Here is a 16,825-nt window from a genome sequence, read left to right as displayed (position 1 = left end):
AGCTCACGACAGGAGCCGCTGCTCCTTCGCCACCGCCACCGCGCCCGCCCGGGTGTCCACGCCGAGCTTGTCGTAGATCCGGCCCAGGTGGGTCTTGACCGTGGCCTCGCTGATGAACAGGGCCTTGGCGATCTCCCGGTTGCCGAGCCCCTGCGCGAGCTGGGCGAGGATGTCCCGCTCGCGGGCGGTGAGGGTGGGGCGCGGACTGCGCAGATTGGCCATGACCCGTCCGGCGACCGGCGCCGACAGGGTGGTCCGTCCGTCGGCCGCGGCGTGGATCGCGGCGAACAGCTCCTCGGGGCGCTCCGCCTTCAGCAGATAGCCCGTCGCCCCGGCCTCGATGGCGCGGGTGATGTCGGCGTCGGTGTCGTACGTGGTGAGCACCAGGACGTGCGGGCGGCCGCCGGGGGCCGCGGTGAGACGCCGGGTGGCCGTCACTCCGTCGATGCCGGGCCCGAGCTGGAGGTCCATCAGCACGACGTCCGGCAGCAGCTTCGCGGCGAGCGCCAGCGCCTCCTCACCGGTGCCCGCCTCGCCGACCACCTCGATGTCCGGGGCGCTGTCGAGGAGGGCGAGGAGTCCGGCGCGTACCACGGCGTGGTCGTCGCAGAGGAGGATGCGGACGGGGCGGACGGGGACTGTGGTCTCGGTCATGGGCGGGGCTCCAACGGGACGGCTGCGGTCAGGACGGTGCCCTCGTCGGGGGCCGACTCGATGGTCAGGGTGCCGCCGAGCTGGTGGACCCGGGCGCGGATCGCGGGCAGTCCGTGGCCACGGGAGCCGGAGGGCGTGCCGGGGAGGGCCGTCGGGTCGAAGCCGTGGCCGTCGTCGGCGATGTCCAGGACGGCCCGGTCGTCGAGGAGGGTGAGGGTGAGCGCGGCGGTGGCGGCACCGGAGTGCTCCCGTACGTTGGCCAGGGCACCCTGCGCGATCCGCAGCAGCGCCGACCGGACCCGGTCGGGCAGCAGGGACGTACGGCCGCCGTCGTCGATGTGGACGTGGACGGTGAGGTGCTCGCCGGACTCGCGGGCGGCGAGCGTGCGCAGGGCCTCGTCGAGGCTGCCCCCGCGGGCCAGGTCGGCGGGGGCCAGGTCGTGCACGAAGCGGCGGGCCTCGGTGAGGTTGTGCTCGGCGACGGACTCGGCGGTGCGGACGTGGGCGCGGGCCTTCACCGGGTCGCACTCCCAGACCCGATCGGCGGCCTGGAGCAGCATCTGCTGGCTGGACAGGCCCTGCGCGAGGGTGTCGTGGATCTCCATGGCGAGGCGCTGGCGCTCGGCGAGGGTGCCCTCGCGGCGTTCGGTGGCGGCCAGTTCGCGGCGGGTGCGGACGAGGTCGTCGATCAGGGTGCGCTGGCGGGCGCTCTGGCGCTGGAGGTGCGTGAAGATCGCGGTGGCGAAGCCCGCGACGGCCGCCGGGCCCACCACCAGGTCGAGGTCGAAGCGGCGGGCGAGCTGGAGCTGGGCGACGATCACGAAGACGGTGAGCACGGCGACGAGGACGTACGCGGCGACGGGCGGCAGCCGGCGCAGGGCCACGTAGAAGAGCGGGACGGCCACCCAGGAGAAGCTGGGGGCCAGGGCGACGAGGACGCCCCAGACGGCGACGACCCCACCGAGCCAGGTGAGGCGCGGTGCCGCCGTCCGTGAGCGCTCGCAGAGCGGCCCCACGACATACAGCGCCGCGAGGACCACGGCCAGCGCGATCACCCAGGGGGCACGGGCCTCGTCCTCGTGGCGATGGACGTAGCGGGCCATCGAGGACGCCAGCAGCACGAGGAAGGTGACGTGCATGACGACGGCGAGCCAGCGGGCGTCCGGGTCGGCCGGGGGCGGTGCCGTGCCGTCGAGCCGTCGTGTCCGCATCGCGCCGGACCGCCTTCCCACTTCCCACCGAGCCCGTCCCAGGGCCGTGAACAGGTCGAACACCCTCAGTGTCCCCCGGCCCGCACGAGCCGGGGGTCAACCGATCGGATGACCCGGGCATCGGCCGTCCTGCCCGCCGTGAGCAGCCGGAACGCCGACGGGGAGCGGCCGGGTCCGGCACCACGCTGGAAGCACACCGGACGTCGGAGCACCGACGCCGCCGCAGACCTCCAGGAGTTGCCGAGCCATGAAGAAGTTCTCCCGTCGTGTCCGTGTCGCCACCGGCGGCGTCGTCCTGGCGGCCGTGGCCGCCGGAACGTTCGGCACCGTCTCGGCGAACGCGGACACCTCCGCGCCGGCCGCCGACCGGGCCCGCCCCGCCACCGTGCAGTCCGCGGACACCGTCACCTCCACCCACCTGTCGGTCGCCGCGGCCACCGAGGCGGCCGAGGCCGTCCTGGACGCGGCGAAGAAGGAGAACCAGCGGGTGTCCGTTGCGGTCGTCGACCGCAACGGCACCACCCTGGTGACCCTCCGCGGCGACGGCGCGGGCCCGCAGTCCTACGACTCCGCGGTCCGCAAGGCCTTCACCGCGGTGTCGTGGAACGCGCCGACGTCCGAGCTGGCCAAGCGCCTGGAGACGGCGCCGAACCTGAAGGACATCCCCGGCACGCTGTTCCTGGCCGGAGCCGTCCCGGTGACCGCGAACAACGCCCCGATCGCCGGGATCGGGGTCGCGGGGGCGCCGTCCGGCGACCTGGACGAGAAGTTCGCCCGGGCGGGCGCGGCGGCCCTTCGCTAGGGAGTCGTCCGCACGCGCAGGAAATAGAACCGCGTCGTCTGGACCGCGTTCTGGTTGTCGTCGCTCACCAGCAGCACCTTCCAGGCCCCCTGGCTCCGGCCCGTCACCACCATGCCCTCGATGTTGTCGAGGAGCGGGTTGGGCTGGGGCTGCCTGGCGGTGGCGCCCAGGGTCGGGCAGTTCACGATGTCGGCGAGCAGGGTCTTCCCGATCAGGCGTACGCCGGGCTGCCCCGTGAGGTTCTCGACACCGCTCGTGTCGGTGGCGTGCCGGGGGTCGGCCAGGTAGAGGCGGACCGTGTTGCCGACGCCGGAGGTGAAGCCGCGCTCCAGGACGAGCAGCCGGCCGTCGGGGAGGGCCTGGACCTCGGGGACGCCGAGGCCGGTGTCGGGCCGGTAGGCGTACTGCTCCGCGGGCTGCCAGCTCTTCGCGTGCCGCTCCCACGTCTGGAAGCGCACCGCGCCCGACGTGTCACCGGAGAGCGCGTACTCCATCGACGCGAGCAGTGTGCGGCCACCCGCCAGCAGGGTCAGCCCCTCGAAGGTGCCGTTGGTGACGGCCCGCCCGGCGGGGGCCACCCGAAGTGCGGCCGGCACCGGGAGGCGGTCGAGTATCGCGCCGTCGCGGGAGTAGCGGCGTATGGACGGCTCGGTCTCCGAGGTGATCAGGCGGGTGCCGTCGCGGTCGATCACCAGGCCCTCGGAGTCGAGCGCCGCGCCGCTCTCGTCGGCGAGCGGGACGACGGACTCCGGCGCGAGGGTCCTCGCGTCCAGGTCGAACAGCGCCGACCGGTCCGAGAGCGCGGCCAGGGAGCCGTCGCGGTCCACCGCGAGCGCGGAGAGGTTGCCGACGTAGCTGCCCTGGTACGTCGTCTTGTCGAGCGCGTCGGAGAAGCGGTCGAGGGAGACGGAGGGCGAACAGGCTTGGTCCGGCCGGGCGTTGGCGGGCCCGGCGGCGGACAGACAGGTGGCCGCCGCCAGGCCGGCGGTGAGGGTCGCGAGTACGGTTCTCATGCGCATGCGCGTCACCGTAGGGCCGCCCGGTGAAGGGCGGGAGTCCGGAAGGCGTCAGGACGCGGCGAGGTCCTTGTGGATGACCTTCGCGACACCCTGGATGGTCGTGATGCCGTAGTTCATGGTGCTGTTGCCGTGTGTGAGCACCGTCATCACGTAGTCGTGGCCGCCGCCCTTGAAGGTGCCGACGCTGTGCACCCGCCAGCCGTGCGTGGAGCGCTGCAGCCAGCCGTTCTTGACGTGCACGAGGACGTCGGAGGGGGCGCCGTACGGGGTGCCCCAGCGCTGGGAGGAGATCACGTCGCCCATCAGCTTGCGGACGTACCAGCGCGAGTCGTCGGTGAGGACGGCGTTCTTGGCCGTGAGCAGCTTCATCAGCTTCTGCTCGTCGGTGACGGTGATCTGGGTCAGACCCCAGTAACCGTCGGCGCCGGGCTTGGTCTGGGTCATGCCCGCCTTGGCGAGGAAACCCTTCACCTTGGTCAGGCCGAGCTGCTTCCACAGGGTGGACGTGGCCGTGTTGTCCGACTTGGTGATCATGGCCGTGGCGAGGGACTTCTCCCGGCTGGTGAGGGAGCGGCCGGTCTTCTGCGCGTCCCACAGCAGGGTGGCGAGGACGGTGACCTTGACGACGCTCGCGGAGTCGTAGGCCGTCGACGAGCGGAGCGTGCAGGTGGTGTTCGTGGTGCGGTCGTAGAGGCCCACCGCGATCGTGCCCTTGCGGTTGGCGAGCGCCGAAGTGATGTCCTTCTTCAGCTTGGCGGCGAGGCCGGCCTTGGCGGACGTACAGCTGACGGTCGGCGTGGCCGCCGCGGCCGGTGTGGCGGCGGCGACGCAGGCGAGGAGTGCGCCCCCCGCCACCCATCTCGCACGTCTGGATATCCCCTGAGTCATGCCCTGTTGACTCATGAGTTCGAGGGAAAGGTTGTACGACTTGAGGAACGGATGTACCAGTCGTTACTTCCTCCTTTGCGAATTCACAGGAGAGCGCCAGCTACGGCACAGCGCGCACCCACCCGGGGTTCGCACCATGCCCGGGTGACATCTGCCACCGACCCACACCCCCACACCGACACCGCCGTACCCGCCGACCGGCCACCGCCGGCCCCACCCGCGGCGGCACCGGACAAGGCACCGCGCTGGTCGCTCCCCGCGCTGCTCGCGATCCTGGCCCTGGCGGCGGTCCTGTACTCCTGGAACCTGTCCGGATCCAGCCTCAACAGCTTCTACAGCGCGGCCGTGCTGAGCGGTACGCAGAGCTGGAAGGCGTGGTTCTTCGGTTCGCTGGACGCGGGCAACTTCCTCACCGTCGACAAGCCGCCGTTCGCGCTGATGGTCATGGGACTGTCGTGCCGCCTCCTCGGCTTCGGCACCTGGCAGATGATGCTGCCGATGATCCTCACCGCCCTCGGGACGATCTGGATCGTGCACGCGTCCGTGCAGCGCGTGTGGGGCCATGTCGCGGCGACGGTCGCTGCGCTGGTGCTCGCCCTCACCCCGATCACGGTCGCCATCAACCGGGACAACAACCCCGACACGCTGCTGGTGTTCCTGATGGCGGCGGGCGCGGCCCTCGCGCTGCGCGCCACACGTGACGGCAGGCTGTTGCCACTGCTCGGCTCGGCGGCCTGCTTCGGCCTCGCCTTCAACACCAAGATGCTCCAGGGATACATCCCGCTGCCGATCGTCTTCGCGGTCTATCTCTACGCCGCCAGGCCGAAGCTGGTGAAGCGGATCGTCAACCTGCTGCTCGCGGGCGTGGTCCTCGCCGTCTCCAGCTTCTGGTGGGCGGCCGCGGTCTCCCTGGTCCCGGCCGACGACCGCCCCTACATCGGCGGTTCGACGGACGGCAGCGCCTGGAACCTGATCATGGGCTACAACGGCCTGGGCCGGATCTTCGGCGGCGAGGGCAACGGCGGCGGAGGCGGCGGTGGAGGGGGCGGCTTCTCCGGTACGGCGGGACTCGGCCGGCTCTTCAACGACGTCCTCGGCGGCCAGATCTCCTGGCTGATCCCCTTCGCGGCGATCGCCCTGACCGGCGGCCTGGTCCTGTGCGGCCGCGCACCGCGCACCGACATGACCCGTGCCGCACTGGTGATGTGGGGCGGCTGGACCGGCCTGCACTACCTGACCTTCGCCATGGCCGAGGGCACCATGCACCCGTACTACACGACCGCGCTCGCCCCGGGCATCGCGGCCCTGTGCGGAGGCGGCGGCGTGATGCTGCTGCGCGCCTTCCGCACCGACCGGCGGTGGGCATGGGTGCTGCCGCTCGGCCTCGCGGTCACGGCGGTCTGGGCGGCGGTACTGCTGCGCCGCGCCGCCGGCTGGAACACCTGGCTGTGGCCGGCGATCCTCGTCGTCATGGCGCTGGCGATCACGGGCCTGCTGGCCCTCCGGTCCGCCCGTGACGGCAACAGGGCGCGTCTGCTGGCGGCTTCCCTCGCCGCGGCGGTCGTCGCCTCGGTGGCCGGTCCGGCCGCGTACGCCTGGTCGGTGCCGTCCGGTTCGGGCGGCGGCATGGGCGGCACGAACCCGACGGCCGGGCCCTCCACGGGCGGCGGCTTCGGCGGGGGCGGCGGCCGGGGCGGGATGCCCGGCGGCGGCACCGGTGGCGGTCCTGGGGGCACCCAGCAGGGCGGCCAGAACGGCGGTCAGGCCGAGGGCGGCTTCCCGGGCGGTGGCCAGAACGGCGAGGCGCCCGGCGGCGGCCAGATGATGCCCGGCGGCGGCGACGGCGAACTCCCGAGCGGCGGCCAGAACAGCCAGAGCGGCCCCGGCGGCATGACCGGCGGTGGTGGCGGCATGAGCGGTGGCGCGAGCAGCGAGCTCATCTCGTACCTGAAGAAGCACCAGGACGGCGCGACCTGGCTGCTGGCGGTGTCCAGTTCGCAGAGTGCCGCGCAGCTCATCATGAGCAGCGGTGAGCCGGTCATCTCGATGTGGGGCTGGTCCGGTTCCGACCGGGCGATGACCCTGGCCAGGCTGAAGGAGCTGGTCAAGGCGGGCAAGCTGCACTACATCCAGGTCGGCGGCGGTGGCATGGGCGGCGGCCCCGGCGGGGGGTCCGGTCTCAGCACCGAGGTCACCGAGTGGGTGCAGAAGAACGGCACGGCCGTGAAGGAGAGCGAATACAGCTCGAATTCGACGTCGAGCACGTCCGGTTCATCCGGATCATCGGATTCGTCCGGCTCGTCGAACTCGTCGAACACCTCGACCGTCTACCGCCTGGACGCGTCTGACGTCGACTGACGCCCCGACCGCCCAACGACCCCCGACTGAAAGGCCGGGGGTCGTTTTGGTATGTCAACTCGCGTAGATGCGGGGCGATATGCCGCTTCCAGTCACCTGATCGACATCTACAAGCCATTTACAGGGTCTCATGTCCATGTCACGCTCCCGATTGCCCGCTCCATTCAACACGCGTAGAACGGACAGCCCCCGATGCCCGTGAACCCCATACGCACGCGCCGCTGGAAATCCGTGGCGCTCACCGTCTCAGCCGTGCTCGTCGGCTTCACCGCTCCCGTGGTGGCCTCGTCCCCGGCGGCAGCCACCACGACGGCGTACGACACGACGTACTACAAGAACGCGATCGGCAAGACCGGCACGAGCCTGAAGTCCTCGCTGCACACGATCATCAGCAGCCAGTCGAAGATCTCGTACTCCGCCGTCTGGGACGCGCTCAAGGTCACCGACCAGGACCCGAACAACAGCAGCAACGTGCTCCTGCTCTACAGCGGCGTCTCGCGCAGCAAGTCCCTCAACGGCGGTGACGTCGGCGACTGGAACCGCGAGCACACCTGGGCCAAGTCCCACGGCGACTTCGGCGAGGCCATCGGCCCCGGCACCGACCTGCACCACCTGCGCGCCTGCGACGTCCAGGTCAACAGCATCCGCGGCAACCTGGACTTCGACAACGGCGGCAGCTCCGTCACCAACGGCGGCGGCAGCACCGTCGACTCCGACTCCTTCGCGCCGCGCGCCGCGGACCGGGGCGACGTGGCCCGCATCATCCTCTACATGGCCGTCCGCTACGAGGGCGACGACGGCTGGCCCGACCTGGAGCCCAACGAGAAGGTCGGCAACGGCTCCAACCCCTACATGGGCAAGCTCGCCGTCCTGAAGGCCTGGAACGAGGCGGACCCGCCGAGCGCCTTCGAGGAACGGCGCAACCAGGTCATCTACGACACGTACCAGCACAACCGCAACCCGTTCATCGACCACCCGGAGTGGGTCGAGGCGATCTGGTAGCAGCGCGGTCGCCGACCGTACGCCCGTACCGCCGGGGCCCCACACCCGCGGTACGGGGCGCCGCCTCCGTGGCCCACCTGGTCCGCCAGGCGGTCGCGGGGGCGGCGGTGGTACGTCGACTCCCCAGCGCGTCGGCTCTCCGGCGCGTCAGCTCTCCAGGTGCGTCGGCGCGAACATCCGCAGCACCGCAGGGAGCACGACCACCGAAGGCCCCGGCTCCCCCAGCGCCTTCGCCAGGTCCGCCTCCAGCGTCTGAGGCGAGGTGCGCACCCCCGGCACCCCGAACGACTCGGCCAGCGCCACATAGTCCGGCCGCGTCAGCTCGGTCGCCGTCGCCTCACCGAACGCGTCGGTCATGTACTCGCGCAGGATGCCGTAGCCGCCGTCGTCGACGATCAGCCACGTCACGTTGAGGTCGTACTGCCGTGCCGTCGCCAGTTCGGCGATCGAGTACAGCGCCCCTCCGTCGCCGGACACCGCCAGCACCGGCCGTGTCGGGTCCGCGACCGCCCCGCCCAGCGCCGCCGGGAAGCCGTAGCCGAGACCGCCGGAGCCCTGGGCGGAGTGCATGTGGTTGGGACCCTTGGCGTCGAAGGCCGACCAGGCCCAGTACGCGAGGATGGTCATGTCCCAGAAGGACGGGGAGTCGGCGGGCAGCGCCCTGCGGACGGCGGCCAACACGTCCTGTTCCAGGGTGAGTTCCTGGACCCCGAGCCGCTCGGCGACCTTCGCGAGCACCTCGCGCACCCGCTCCGGGGCCTTCGCGTCCTCCCTCGCGGACACCGTCTCCAGCAACGCCTGCAACGCGAGCCGCGCGTCCGCGTGGATGCCCAGCGCCGGGTGGTTGGACTCCAGCTTGCCGAGGTCCGCCTCGATCTGGACGACCCGGCCGCGGGGCTTGAACGTGTGGTAGTTCGAGGAGAGTTCACCGAGCCCGGAACCGACGACCAGGAGGACGTCCGCGTCCTCGAGGAAGTCGGTCGTGTGGCGGTCCTCGATCCAGGACTGGAGCGACAGCGGGTGCTTCCACGGGAACGCGCCCTTGCCGCCGGGAGTGGTCACCACGGGCGCCCGCAACATCTCGGCCAGCTGCTTCAGCTTGCCGGACGCGTCCGCCCGTACGACTCCCCCGCCCGCGATGATCGCCGGGCGCTCGGCGCGGGACAGCAGGTCGGCCGCCACCGCCGTCAGTTCGGGGCGCGGCGGCAGTTCCTCGGGGAAGGCGTCGCCGCCCGTCACCACCGGGATCGACGTCTCGGCGAGCAGCACGTCCTGCGGGATCTCCACCCACACCGGGCCGTGCGGGGCGGTCAGCGCCGACTTCCAGGCCGCCTCGATCGCGGAGGGGATCTGGGACTGGGTGCGCACGGTGTGGACCGACTTCACCACACCGCGGAACGAGGCGGACTGGTCGGGGAGTTCGTGGAGGTAGCCGTGGCGGCCGCCGCCCAGCCCCGCGGAGGGGATCTGGCTGCTGATCGCCAGCACGGGCGCGGAGGCGGCCGCCGCCTCCTGGAGCGCGGCCAGGGACGTCAGCGCCCCCGGTCCCGTCGACAGCAGAAGCGGCGCGGCCTCACCGGTGATCCGGCCGTACGCGTCCGCCGCGAACCCGGCGTTGTTCTCCACCCGCAGACCGATGTACCGCAGGTCGGAGCGGCGCAGGGCGTCGAACACGCCCAGCGCGTGCTGGCCGGGCAGTCCGAACACGGTCGTCGTGCCGAGCGCGGCGAGCGTCTCCACGACCAGGTCTCCGCCGTTGCGGCCGGGCGGAGGGTTGAGAGCAGCGGAAGTCTGCGCCTCCGTCGGGCGGAGCACCAGGTCGTGGTCGTGAGTCACTTCGCTTCCGAGTCCTTCCGGGACGCTGCGATCTGCCGGGACATGATCGTGGTCAGTTCGTACGCCGTGTGGGACGCGGCCACCGACGTGATCTCCGCGTGATCGTACGCGGGGGCCACCTCGACGACGTCCGCCGAGACCAGGTTGCAGGACGCGAGTCCGCGCAGGATCTCCAGGAGCTCGCGGGAGGTCATGCCGCCGGCCTCGGGCGTGCCGGTGCCGGGCGCGTGGGCCGGGTCCAGGCAGTCGATGTCGATGGAGATGTAGAGGGGACGGTCGCCGATGCGCTGACGCAGCTGGTCGGCGATCTCGTCCACCCCGCGCCTCATGACGTCCGCGGACGTCACGATGCCGAAGCCGAGCTTCTCGTCGTCGGTGAGGTCCTGCTTGCCGTACAGCGGACCGCGGGTACCGACGTGGGAGAGGGCCTCGGTGTCGAGGATCCCCTCCTCGACGGCCCGGCGGAACGGCGTCCCGTGCGTGTACTCGGCGCCGAAGTAGGTGTCCCAGGTGTCGAGGTGCGCGTCGAAGTGCAGCAGGGCCACCGGACCGTGCTTCCTGGCGACCGAGCGCAGCAGGGGCAGCGCGATGGTGTGGTCGCCGCCCAGGGTCATGAGCCGCGCGCCGGTGCCGAGGAGATCGTCGGCGGCGGCCTCGATCGTCTCGACGGCCTCGTGGATGTTGAACGGGTTCACCGCGATGTCGCCGCCGTCCGCCACCTGTGCCAGCGCGAAGGGGGACGCGTCCTGCGCGGGGTTGTAGGGGCGCAGCAGCCGGGACGCCTCGCGGATCGCGTTGCCGCCGAAGCGGGCGCCCGGCCGGTAGGAGACGCCCGAGTCGAACGGCACGCCCACGACGGCGACATCGGCGCGGCCGACCTCGTCGAGGCGGGGCAGCCGGGCGAAGGTCGCGGGTCCGGCGTACCGCGGGATGCGGGAGGAGTCGACGGGGCCGCGGGGCGTCTCGTTGCTGCTCATGGGGTGATGCCTTCTTCCTTACGCTTCATCGCGTATGCCTGCATTTGCCTTCACTTGTCCACGACTCTACTGGGGAGCCGGGACTGGTTCGGACACGAGTTCGGGGGCGCCGCGGCCGGCGAGACGCTCGCGCCAGGCTTCGAGTACGGCGGCGTCGGTCGCCGGAGTGGCCAGGGAGACGACGACGTACGCGGCCAGGGAGGAGAGCAGGCCGTAGTAGACGGGCTCGTTGGCGAGGATGCCGTAGCCCGCCATCAGACCGATGACCGCGAGCCCGCCGACGACGACCGAGGCGAGGGCGCCGTGCACCGTGCCGCGCTTCCACAGCAGCCCGCCGAGGATCGGGACGAGGAGTCCGCCGACGAGCAGGTTGTACGCCACCGTCAGCGCCTCGACCACGTTGTCGATCGCGATGGCCGTGCCGATGACGGCGAGGCCCATGATCAGGATGAAGGCGCGGTTGCCCCTGACCTCGTCGTGGTCGCTTCCGGACGTCCGGACGGCCCCTCGCAGCCGGGACCAGATGTCGTTGTTGGCCACGGTCGCGCAGGCGATCAGCGCGCCGGAGGACGTCGACATGACGGCCGCGAGCGCGGCGGCGAGCACCAGCCCCCGCACGCCGACCGGGAGTTCGTCCTTGACGATGGTCGCGAAGGCGTCGTCCGCGTTCGCCAGGTTCGGGTAGAGCACCTTGGCCGCGGTGCCGATGACGGCGCCGGCGAGGGCGTAGACGAGACAGTAGGTGCCCGCGACCGTGCCGCCCCACTTGGCCGTCCGATCGCTGCGGGCGGTGAAGACGCGCTGCCAGATGTCCTGCCCGATGAGCATGCCGAAGGTGTAGATCAGCACGTAGGTGAAGATCGTCTCGCCGCCGATGCCCAGCGGGTCGAAGTACTCGGTGGGCAGCTCGGCCCTCATCTCGCTGAAGCCACCGGCCTTGACGACGGCGATGGGCAGCAGCAGGAGCAGCACGCCGATGGTCTTCACCACGAACTGCACCATGTCGGTGAGGGTGATCGACCACATGCCGCCGAGCGTGGAGTAGGCGACGACGATCGAGCCGCCGAGGACGATCGCGACGGTCCGGTTCACGTCGAAGAGGACGTCGAAGATCGTGGCGTACGCGATGGTCGAGGTGACCGCGAGCATGAGGGTGTACGCCCACATGACCACGCCGGAGATGACGCCGGCCCGGCCGCCGTAGCGCAGGTCGAGCATCTCGGAGACGGTGTAGACCTTGAGGCGGGCGATGCGCGCGGAGAAGAAGACGGAGAGGGCGAGGAGCCCGAGGCCGATGGTGAAGACCATCCAGGCGCCGGACAGTCCGTACTGGTAGCCCAGTCCCACGCCGCCGATGGTGGAGGCGCCGCCGAGGACGATGGCGGCCATGGTCCCGGAGTACATGGCGGGACCGAGCCGCCGCCCGGCGACGAGGAACTCGCTCTTGGACTTGGCGCGGCGCATGCCCCACCAGCCCATGGCCAGCATGCCGGCCAGGTAGATGACGATCACTGTGTAGTCGACGGCCACTGGGCCCTCCTTCGCGCGTTCTCGCCGCGGCGGGTGTCGAGCATTGACACTAGGTGGCCGGAAAGCGGCCGCGAAGTGTAGGTTTCATCCATTCCAGCCGCGCCGCATGGAGGAAATGCACACCATGCCGGACCCCTCCGTTCCGCCCACTCCCCCCGTGCCCCTCGCGGCCCTCCTGGCCCGTGAGGACCTCGCCCTGCGGCAGATCGCGGGCCCCTCCGATCCCGCCACGGTGATCCACTGGGCGCACACCTCGGAGATGGCGGACCCGTATCCCTATCTGCTGGGCGGCGAGCTGCTGCTGACGGCCGGCGTCCACGTCCCGGAGGCGGCGGGCTCGGGGGCGTATTTCGACGACTACGTCTCCCGGATCGTGGCGGCGGGCGGCGCGGCCCTCGGTTTCGGTGTGGCCCCGGTCCACGACACGGTGCCGCGGGCACTGGTGGAGGCCTGCGACGCCTACGAGCTCCCGCTCATCGAGGTCCCGCCCCGGACCACGTTCTCCGGCGTGGCCCGCGCGGTCTGGCAGCTCATGGCCCAGGCCCGCCTCGCCGAACTGCGCCGCGTGACGGAGGCCCAGCAGAGCCTGGCCGCCGCCGCCTCACGCCCGGACCCGGTGCCTTCGGTGCTGCGGCAACTGGCACAGCGGGTGAGCGGCTGGGCGGTGCTGTACGGACCGGAGGGAACCGAACTGGCGGCGTCGGGACGGCGGCCGGGGGGCTCGGTGCCCGGGGGGCTGGCAGAGCTGGCGGGGGTCGTACGTCCGGTGGCGGCGCCCGGGGCAGGCTTCTCGCCCTCGCAGGCGGACGGCCCGGCGGCATCGGGGAGCCCGGCCACGGAACGGCCGGGTGGCCTCGCCGGCGCGCCGAAGTCCCGGCCGGCCGGCGGGCCTGCTCGCGGCGCCGAGCGGACCGGCTCCGGCTCGGCCGCGACCACCGGCCGCCTCACCCGCAGCTCCGTCCCGCCTGCCGTCGACGCCCCACCCTCCCCGTCGCCCACCAGCCGCCCCGCCCCCACCTCCGCCACCGACACCGTCGCCGGCACCCACCTCGCCGCCTACGCCCTCGGTGCCGGGCAGGGGTTCGTGCTCGGGGTCGCCTCGCCGCAGGGGGTTCCCGGCGACCACACCATCGCCTCCGTCGCCGCCGTCCTGCTCTCCCTGCTCACCGGCGAGCAGCAGAGCGGTTCGGGCGCGGCACGGTCGTCCGCGCTGGTACGGCTGCTGCTGGGCGCCCAGCCGGAGGACGTGGCCGTGCTGCTGGGGGCCGAGCGGTGGGTCGTCGTGCACGCCCGTCCCGACGCGCACGCGCCCGACGCCGTCGCCGCCTCCGCACTGGGCACCGCGCTCGGCTCGCCGCTCGTCGACCTCGCGCAGGACGTCGTACGCGTCCTCGTCCCGGCCGACCGGGAGGCCCAGCCGCAGCCCGGCTGGACCCTGGGCGTCAGCGCGCCGGTGAGCCCGTCCGAGTGGCCGGCCGCGGACACCCAGGCCGCCCGTGCCCTCGCCCGCGCCCGGGCGACCCGCGGCGGACTGGTCCGCCACGGTGCCCGCCCCGGTCTGAGCGCCCTCGTCCCGCACGACGAGGCCGAGGCCCACGCGCGTGCCCTCCTCGCGCCCATCGCGGACACCCCGGCCCTCACCGACACCCTGCGCACCTGGCTGTCCCTGCACGGCAGTTGGGACCGCACCGCCGTGGCGCTGGCCGTGCACCGCAACACCGTCCGCCAACGCGTCGCCCGCTGCGCGTCGCTGCTGGACACGGACCTGGACGACCCGGACGTACGCATGGAGTTGTGGTTCGCCCTGCGACAGTGACCCGCGTCCCAGCGTCCGGTACACCGGGCACGCCCACGGCCGCCTGCCTCACAATGGACACCATGCCGATACCCGGGACCCCCAGCCGCGCCGAGCTCGTCGACCACCTCGTACGGACCCGCATCGCGGGCGATGTCGCGACGCCCCGCGAGAACAACCTCTCCCACTACCGCCAGCTGGCGAACGGCGTCCGCAACTTCTGGCTCGGCCTGGAGCTCGGCGACCGCTGGACCGACGAGCAGGACGTGCTCGCGGTGATGGCGGAGCGGGTGGGTGTCAACGACGACCCGGAGTACCGGTACGGCCAGGACACCATCGACCCCGAGCTGACCGTGGACGGCCTCGACCGCATGGCGGCACGGCTGCGCAAGGCCGCCGACGGGCAGCAGCGCGTCCTGTTCGCCACCGGCCACCCGGGCGGCCTCCTCGAGGTGCACCACTCCACCGCCGCCGCGCTGCGGGCCGCCGGCTGCGAGATCGTCGTCATCCCTGAGGGGCTCCAGACGGACGAGGGCTATGTCGTGCAGTTCGCGGACGTGGCGGTCCTGGAGCACGGCGCCACGCTGTGGCACACCCACTCCGGCGAGCCGATGAAGGCGATCCTCACGGGACTGGTGCGCGAGGGCCGTCCGCTGCCGGACCTGGTCGTCGCGGACCACGGGTGGGCGGGCTACGCCGGTCAGCACGGTGTCGACTCCGTCGGTTACGCCGACTGCAACGACCCGGCGCTCTTCCTCGCCGAGGCCGAGGGCACCGTCCAGGTGACGGTCCCTCTCGACGACCACGTCATCAGCCCCCGCCACTACGACCCGCTCACGGCGTACCTTCTGGCGGAGGCAGGCCTGGTGTAGGCGTCGGGTCCAGATACACCCGGCTCACTCCCGGGAACACCGCCCGCAGCCGCTGCTCGGCCCGCTCGCAGGCCCACTCGATCTCGGCCGCCGTGGAGACGTCCCGGAAGTCCACCTTGGCGGCGACGAGGGCCTCGCGCGGGCCCTGCACCAGGGTCGTCAGTTCGAGTACGGCCTCGATCTCCGCCACGGCCAGCAGCTCGGCCCGGATCCGCTCCCGCATCGGCGCGGGCAGCGGCCGGCCGATCAGCAGCTCGGCGTTGGAGCGGCCGAGGACCCACGCCACGTAGAGCAGCAGCAGACCGATGAGCAGCGAGGCGATGCCGTCCCAGACCCCGGACCCGGTGAGCTGGCCGCCGAGCAGTCCCCCGGCGGCGAGCACGAGTCCGATGAGCGCGGCGGAGTCCTCGAGGACCACGGCCTTCACCGCGGTGTCGGGGGTGTGCCGCAGATAGGTCTTCATGGGCGCCCGGAAGCGGGCCGCCTCGCCGCGCGCCTGCTTCAGCCCGGTGCGCAGCGAGTAGCCCTCCAGCAGGAAGGCGACGCCCAGCACGACGTACGACACGAGCGGGTCGCCGAGTTCCTCGCCCGCGACGAGGGTGTGGATCCCGTCGTAGAGCGAGAAGACCGCGCCGCCGACGAAGGTGGCGACGGCGGCGAGCATCGCCCAGATGTACCGCTCGGGCCCGTAGCCCAGCGGATGGTCCTCGTCGGCGGGTTTCTCGCTCCGCTTGAGGGCGGTGAGGAGCAGTACCTCGGTGACGGTGTCGGCGACCGAGTGGGCCGCTTCCGACAGCATCGCGCTCGATCCGCTGATGACACCGGCCACGGCCTTGGCGACCGCGATCCCGAGATTGGCGACGGCGGCGACGACGACCGTGAAGGTCGACTCGCCGCCGCCGTGCTGATCCGCTGAGTCCACTGAGTCCGCTGCTTGCGCCATGCCCCTCAGTGTCGCCGACCAATGTGGCCGATCAGTGTTGCCGGGGTGCGCGGACGACACCTTCCTGGATCACCGAGATGGCGAGCCGTCCGTCCTGTGTGTAGATGCGGGCCTGGCCGAGACCGCGGCCGCCGTACGCGGACGGCGACTCCTGGTCGTACAGGAGCCACTCGTCGGCGCGGAAGGGCCGGTGGAACCACATCGCGTGGTCGAGGGAGGCGCCCACGACGTCGTTGACCGCCCAGCCGCCGCGGCCGTGCGCGAGCAGGACCGAGTCGAGGAGGGTCATGTCGGAGACGTAGGTCGCGAGGACGACGTGCAGCAGCGGGTCGTCAGCGAGCTTGCCGTTGGTGCGGAACCAGACCTGGGAGTGCGGCTCGCGGGGCTCGCCGAAGCGGCCGTACGGCGGCTCGTCGACGTAGCGCAGGTCGATCGCCTCGCGGGCCTCGAGGAACCTCTCGATGACGTCCGGGGCGATGTGGTCGTAGCCGCGCAACCGCTCCTGCGAGGTGGGCAGGGTGGCCGGGTCGGGGGCGGCCGGGGTCGGGGTCTGGTGGTCGAAGCCTTCCTCGTACTTCTGGAAGGACGCCGACAGGGCGAATATGGGCTGCCCGTGCTGCACCGCGACCACGCGGCGGGTGGTGAAGGAGCGGCCGTCGTTCATGCGGTCGACCGTGTACACGATGGGGGCGCCCGGGTCCCCCATGCGCAGGAAGTACGCGTGGAGGGAGTGGGCGAGGCGGTCCTCGGGGACCGTCCGCCCCGCGGCGACGAGCGCCTGCGCCGCGACCTGCCCGCCGAAGACACGGGGGACGATGGCGGGCCGGGACCGGCCGCGGAAGATGTTCTCCTCGATCTGCTCCAGGTCGAGCAGATCGAGGAGATCCTGTAGTGCCTGACTCATGCAGTCATTTCTACTGGTCAGTAGTTGCGGGAGT

The 16,825-nt window shown here is 72.0% G+C and carries 14 protein-coding genes; 5 read left to right on the top strand and 9 right to left on the bottom strand.

Annotated features, from left to right (window positions below; all coding sequences use genetic code 11):
• Positions 1–3: 3 nt before the first annotated feature.
• Both ACIOHP_RS23855 and ACIOHP_RS23850 read right to left on the bottom strand, forming a co-directional pair.
• Positions 4–654, bottom strand: coding sequence for a response regulator (locus tag ACIOHP_RS23855; protein ID WP_401890544.1), 651 nt, complete (start codon positions 652–654; stop codon positions 4–6).
• Positions 651–1,865, bottom strand: a complete 1,215-nt coding sequence (locus ACIOHP_RS23850; RefSeq protein WP_401890542.1) for a sensor histidine kinase — start codon at positions 1,863–1,865, stop codon at positions 651–653. Before ACIOHP_RS23850 ends, ACIOHP_RS23855 begins: the two co-directional genes overlap by 4 nt.
• 247 nt (positions 1,866–2,112) lie before the next feature.
• Between ACIOHP_RS23850 and ACIOHP_RS23845 the strand changes: the two genes are divergently transcribed.
• Positions 2,113–2,667, top strand: a complete 555-nt coding sequence (locus ACIOHP_RS23845) for a heme-binding protein (protein WP_401890540.1) — start codon at positions 2,113–2,115, stop codon at positions 2,665–2,667.
• On the opposite strand, the gene ACIOHP_RS23840 is transcribed toward ACIOHP_RS23845, so the two are convergent.
• Positions 2,664–3,686 carry an esterase-like activity of phytase family protein gene (locus tag ACIOHP_RS23840; protein WP_401890538.1) on the bottom strand — a complete coding sequence of 341 codons (1,023 nt, stop codon included), beginning with the start codon at positions 3,684–3,686 and terminating at the stop codon, positions 2,664–2,666. The two genes, ACIOHP_RS23845 and ACIOHP_RS23840, sit on opposite strands and share 4 nt — an antisense overlap.
• A 48-nt stretch (positions 3,687–3,734) precedes the next feature.
• The gene (locus tag ACIOHP_RS23835; protein WP_361539244.1) at positions 3,735–4,574 is read right to left on the bottom strand and encodes a serine hydrolase; all 840 of its coding nucleotides are present in this window, start codon (positions 4,572–4,574) and stop codon (positions 3,735–3,737) included.
• Between the two features lie 144 nt (positions 4,575–4,718).
• On the opposite strand from ACIOHP_RS23835, the gene ACIOHP_RS23830 reads away from it, so the two are divergent.
• Positions 4,719–6,932 (top strand): ArnT family glycosyltransferase, encoded by a 2,214-nt coding sequence (locus ACIOHP_RS23830; protein ID WP_401890534.1) that lies wholly within the window; start codon positions 4,719–4,721, stop codon positions 6,930–6,932.
• Positions 6,933–7,124: 192 nt separating this feature from the next.
• Positions 7,125–7,934, top strand: coding sequence for an endonuclease (locus tag ACIOHP_RS23825; protein WP_361539250.1), 810 nt, complete (start codon positions 7,125–7,127; stop codon positions 7,932–7,934).
• Positions 7,935–8,081: 147 nt separating this feature from the next.
• Here the strand turns inward: ACIOHP_RS23825 and ACIOHP_RS23820 are convergent, their stop codons facing one another.
• The 3 genes from ACIOHP_RS23820 to ACIOHP_RS23810 form a co-directional block, all read right to left on the bottom strand.
• Positions 8,082–9,770 carry a thiamine pyrophosphate-binding protein gene (locus tag ACIOHP_RS23820; protein ID WP_401890531.1) on the bottom strand — a complete coding sequence of 563 codons (1,689 nt, stop codon included), beginning with the start codon at positions 9,768–9,770 and terminating at the stop codon, positions 8,082–8,084.
• Positions 9,767–10,747 carry an agmatinase gene (gene speB, locus ACIOHP_RS23815; RefSeq protein ID WP_266826705.1) on the bottom strand — a complete coding sequence of 327 codons (981 nt, stop codon included), beginning with the start codon at positions 10,745–10,747 and terminating at the stop codon, positions 9,767–9,769. The genes ACIOHP_RS23820 and speB overlap by 4 nt, the downstream gene beginning before the upstream one ends.
• A 66-nt stretch (positions 10,748–10,813) precedes the next feature.
• Entirely contained in the window at positions 10,814–12,277 is a 1,464-nt protein-coding gene (locus ACIOHP_RS23810) for a sodium:solute symporter (protein WP_401890527.1), read from the bottom strand.
• Between the two features lie 124 nt (positions 12,278–12,401).
• On the opposite strand from ACIOHP_RS23810, the gene ACIOHP_RS23805 reads away from it, so the two are divergent.
• On the top strand, positions 12,402–14,093 hold the full coding sequence (locus ACIOHP_RS23805) for a PucR family transcriptional regulator ligand-binding domain-containing protein (protein ID WP_401890525.1): 1,692 nt from the start codon (positions 12,402–12,404) through the stop codon (positions 14,091–14,093).
• Positions 14,094–14,155: 62 nt separating this feature from the next.
• A complete protein-coding gene (locus ACIOHP_RS23800) occupies positions 14,156–14,944 on the top strand; it encodes a phosphatase (protein ID WP_361539265.1) in 789 nt (262 codons plus the stop codon).
• On the opposite strand, the gene ACIOHP_RS23795 is transcribed toward ACIOHP_RS23800, so the two are convergent.
• Both ACIOHP_RS23795 and ACIOHP_RS23790 read right to left on the bottom strand, forming a co-directional pair.
• A complete protein-coding gene (locus ACIOHP_RS23795; RefSeq protein ID WP_401890522.1) occupies positions 14,907–15,887 on the bottom strand; it encodes a cation diffusion facilitator family transporter in 981 nt (326 codons plus the stop codon). The two genes, ACIOHP_RS23800 and ACIOHP_RS23795, sit on opposite strands and share 38 nt — an antisense overlap.
• A 31-nt stretch (positions 15,888–15,918) precedes the next feature.
• The gene (locus ACIOHP_RS23790; protein WP_351680673.1) at positions 15,919–16,791 is read right to left on the bottom strand and encodes an acyl-CoA thioesterase II; all 873 of its coding nucleotides are present in this window, start codon (positions 16,789–16,791) and stop codon (positions 15,919–15,921) included.
• Positions 16,792–16,825 lie beyond the last annotated feature (34 nt).

This window comes from Streptomyces sp. NPDC087859, from assembly GCF_044742595.1.
GTDB lineage: Bacteria > Actinomycetota > Actinomycetes > Streptomycetales > Streptomycetaceae > Streptomyces > Streptomyces canus_F.
This window is presented reverse-complemented; position numbering and strand designations above follow the sequence as displayed.

Excerpts from the sequence above, each read along its gene's own strand:
- ACIOHP_RS23855 (WP_401890544.1), bottom strand. The coding sequence starts at position 654 with ATGACCGAGACCACAGTCCCCGTCCGCCCCGTCCGCATCCTCCTCTGC.
- ACIOHP_RS23850 (WP_401890542.1), bottom strand. The coding sequence starts at position 1,865 with ATGCGGACACGACGGCTCGACGGCACGGCACCGCCCCCGGCCGACCCG.
- ACIOHP_RS23845 (WP_401890540.1), top strand. The coding sequence starts at position 2,113 with ATGAAGAAGTTCTCCCGTCGTGTCCGTGTCGCCACCGGCGGCGTCGTC.
- ACIOHP_RS23840 (WP_401890538.1), bottom strand. The coding sequence starts at position 3,686 with ATGCGCATGAGAACCGTACTCGCGACCCTCACCGCCGGCCTGGCGGCG.
- ACIOHP_RS23835 (WP_361539244.1), bottom strand. The coding sequence starts at position 4,574 with ATGACTCAGGGGATATCCAGACGTGCGAGATGGGTGGCGGGGGGCGCA.
- ACIOHP_RS23825 (WP_361539250.1), top strand. The coding sequence starts at position 7,125 with ATGCCCGTGAACCCCATACGCACGCGCCGCTGGAAATCCGTGGCGCTC.
- speB (WP_266826705.1), bottom strand. The coding sequence starts at position 10,747 with ATGAGCAGCAACGAGACGCCCCGCGGCCCCGTCGACTCCTCCCGCATC.
- ACIOHP_RS23805 (WP_401890525.1), top strand. The coding sequence starts at position 12,402 with ATGCCGGACCCCTCCGTTCCGCCCACTCCCCCCGTGCCCCTCGCGGCC.
- ACIOHP_RS23800 (WP_361539265.1), top strand. The coding sequence starts at position 14,156 with ATGCCGATACCCGGGACCCCCAGCCGCGCCGAGCTCGTCGACCACCTC.
- ACIOHP_RS23795 (WP_401890522.1), bottom strand. The coding sequence starts at position 15,887 with ATGGCGCAAGCAGCGGACTCAGTGGACTCAGCGGATCAGCACGGCGGC.
- ACIOHP_RS23790 (WP_351680673.1), bottom strand. The coding sequence starts at position 16,791 with ATGAGTCAGGCACTACAGGATCTCCTCGATCTGCTCGACCTGGAGCAG.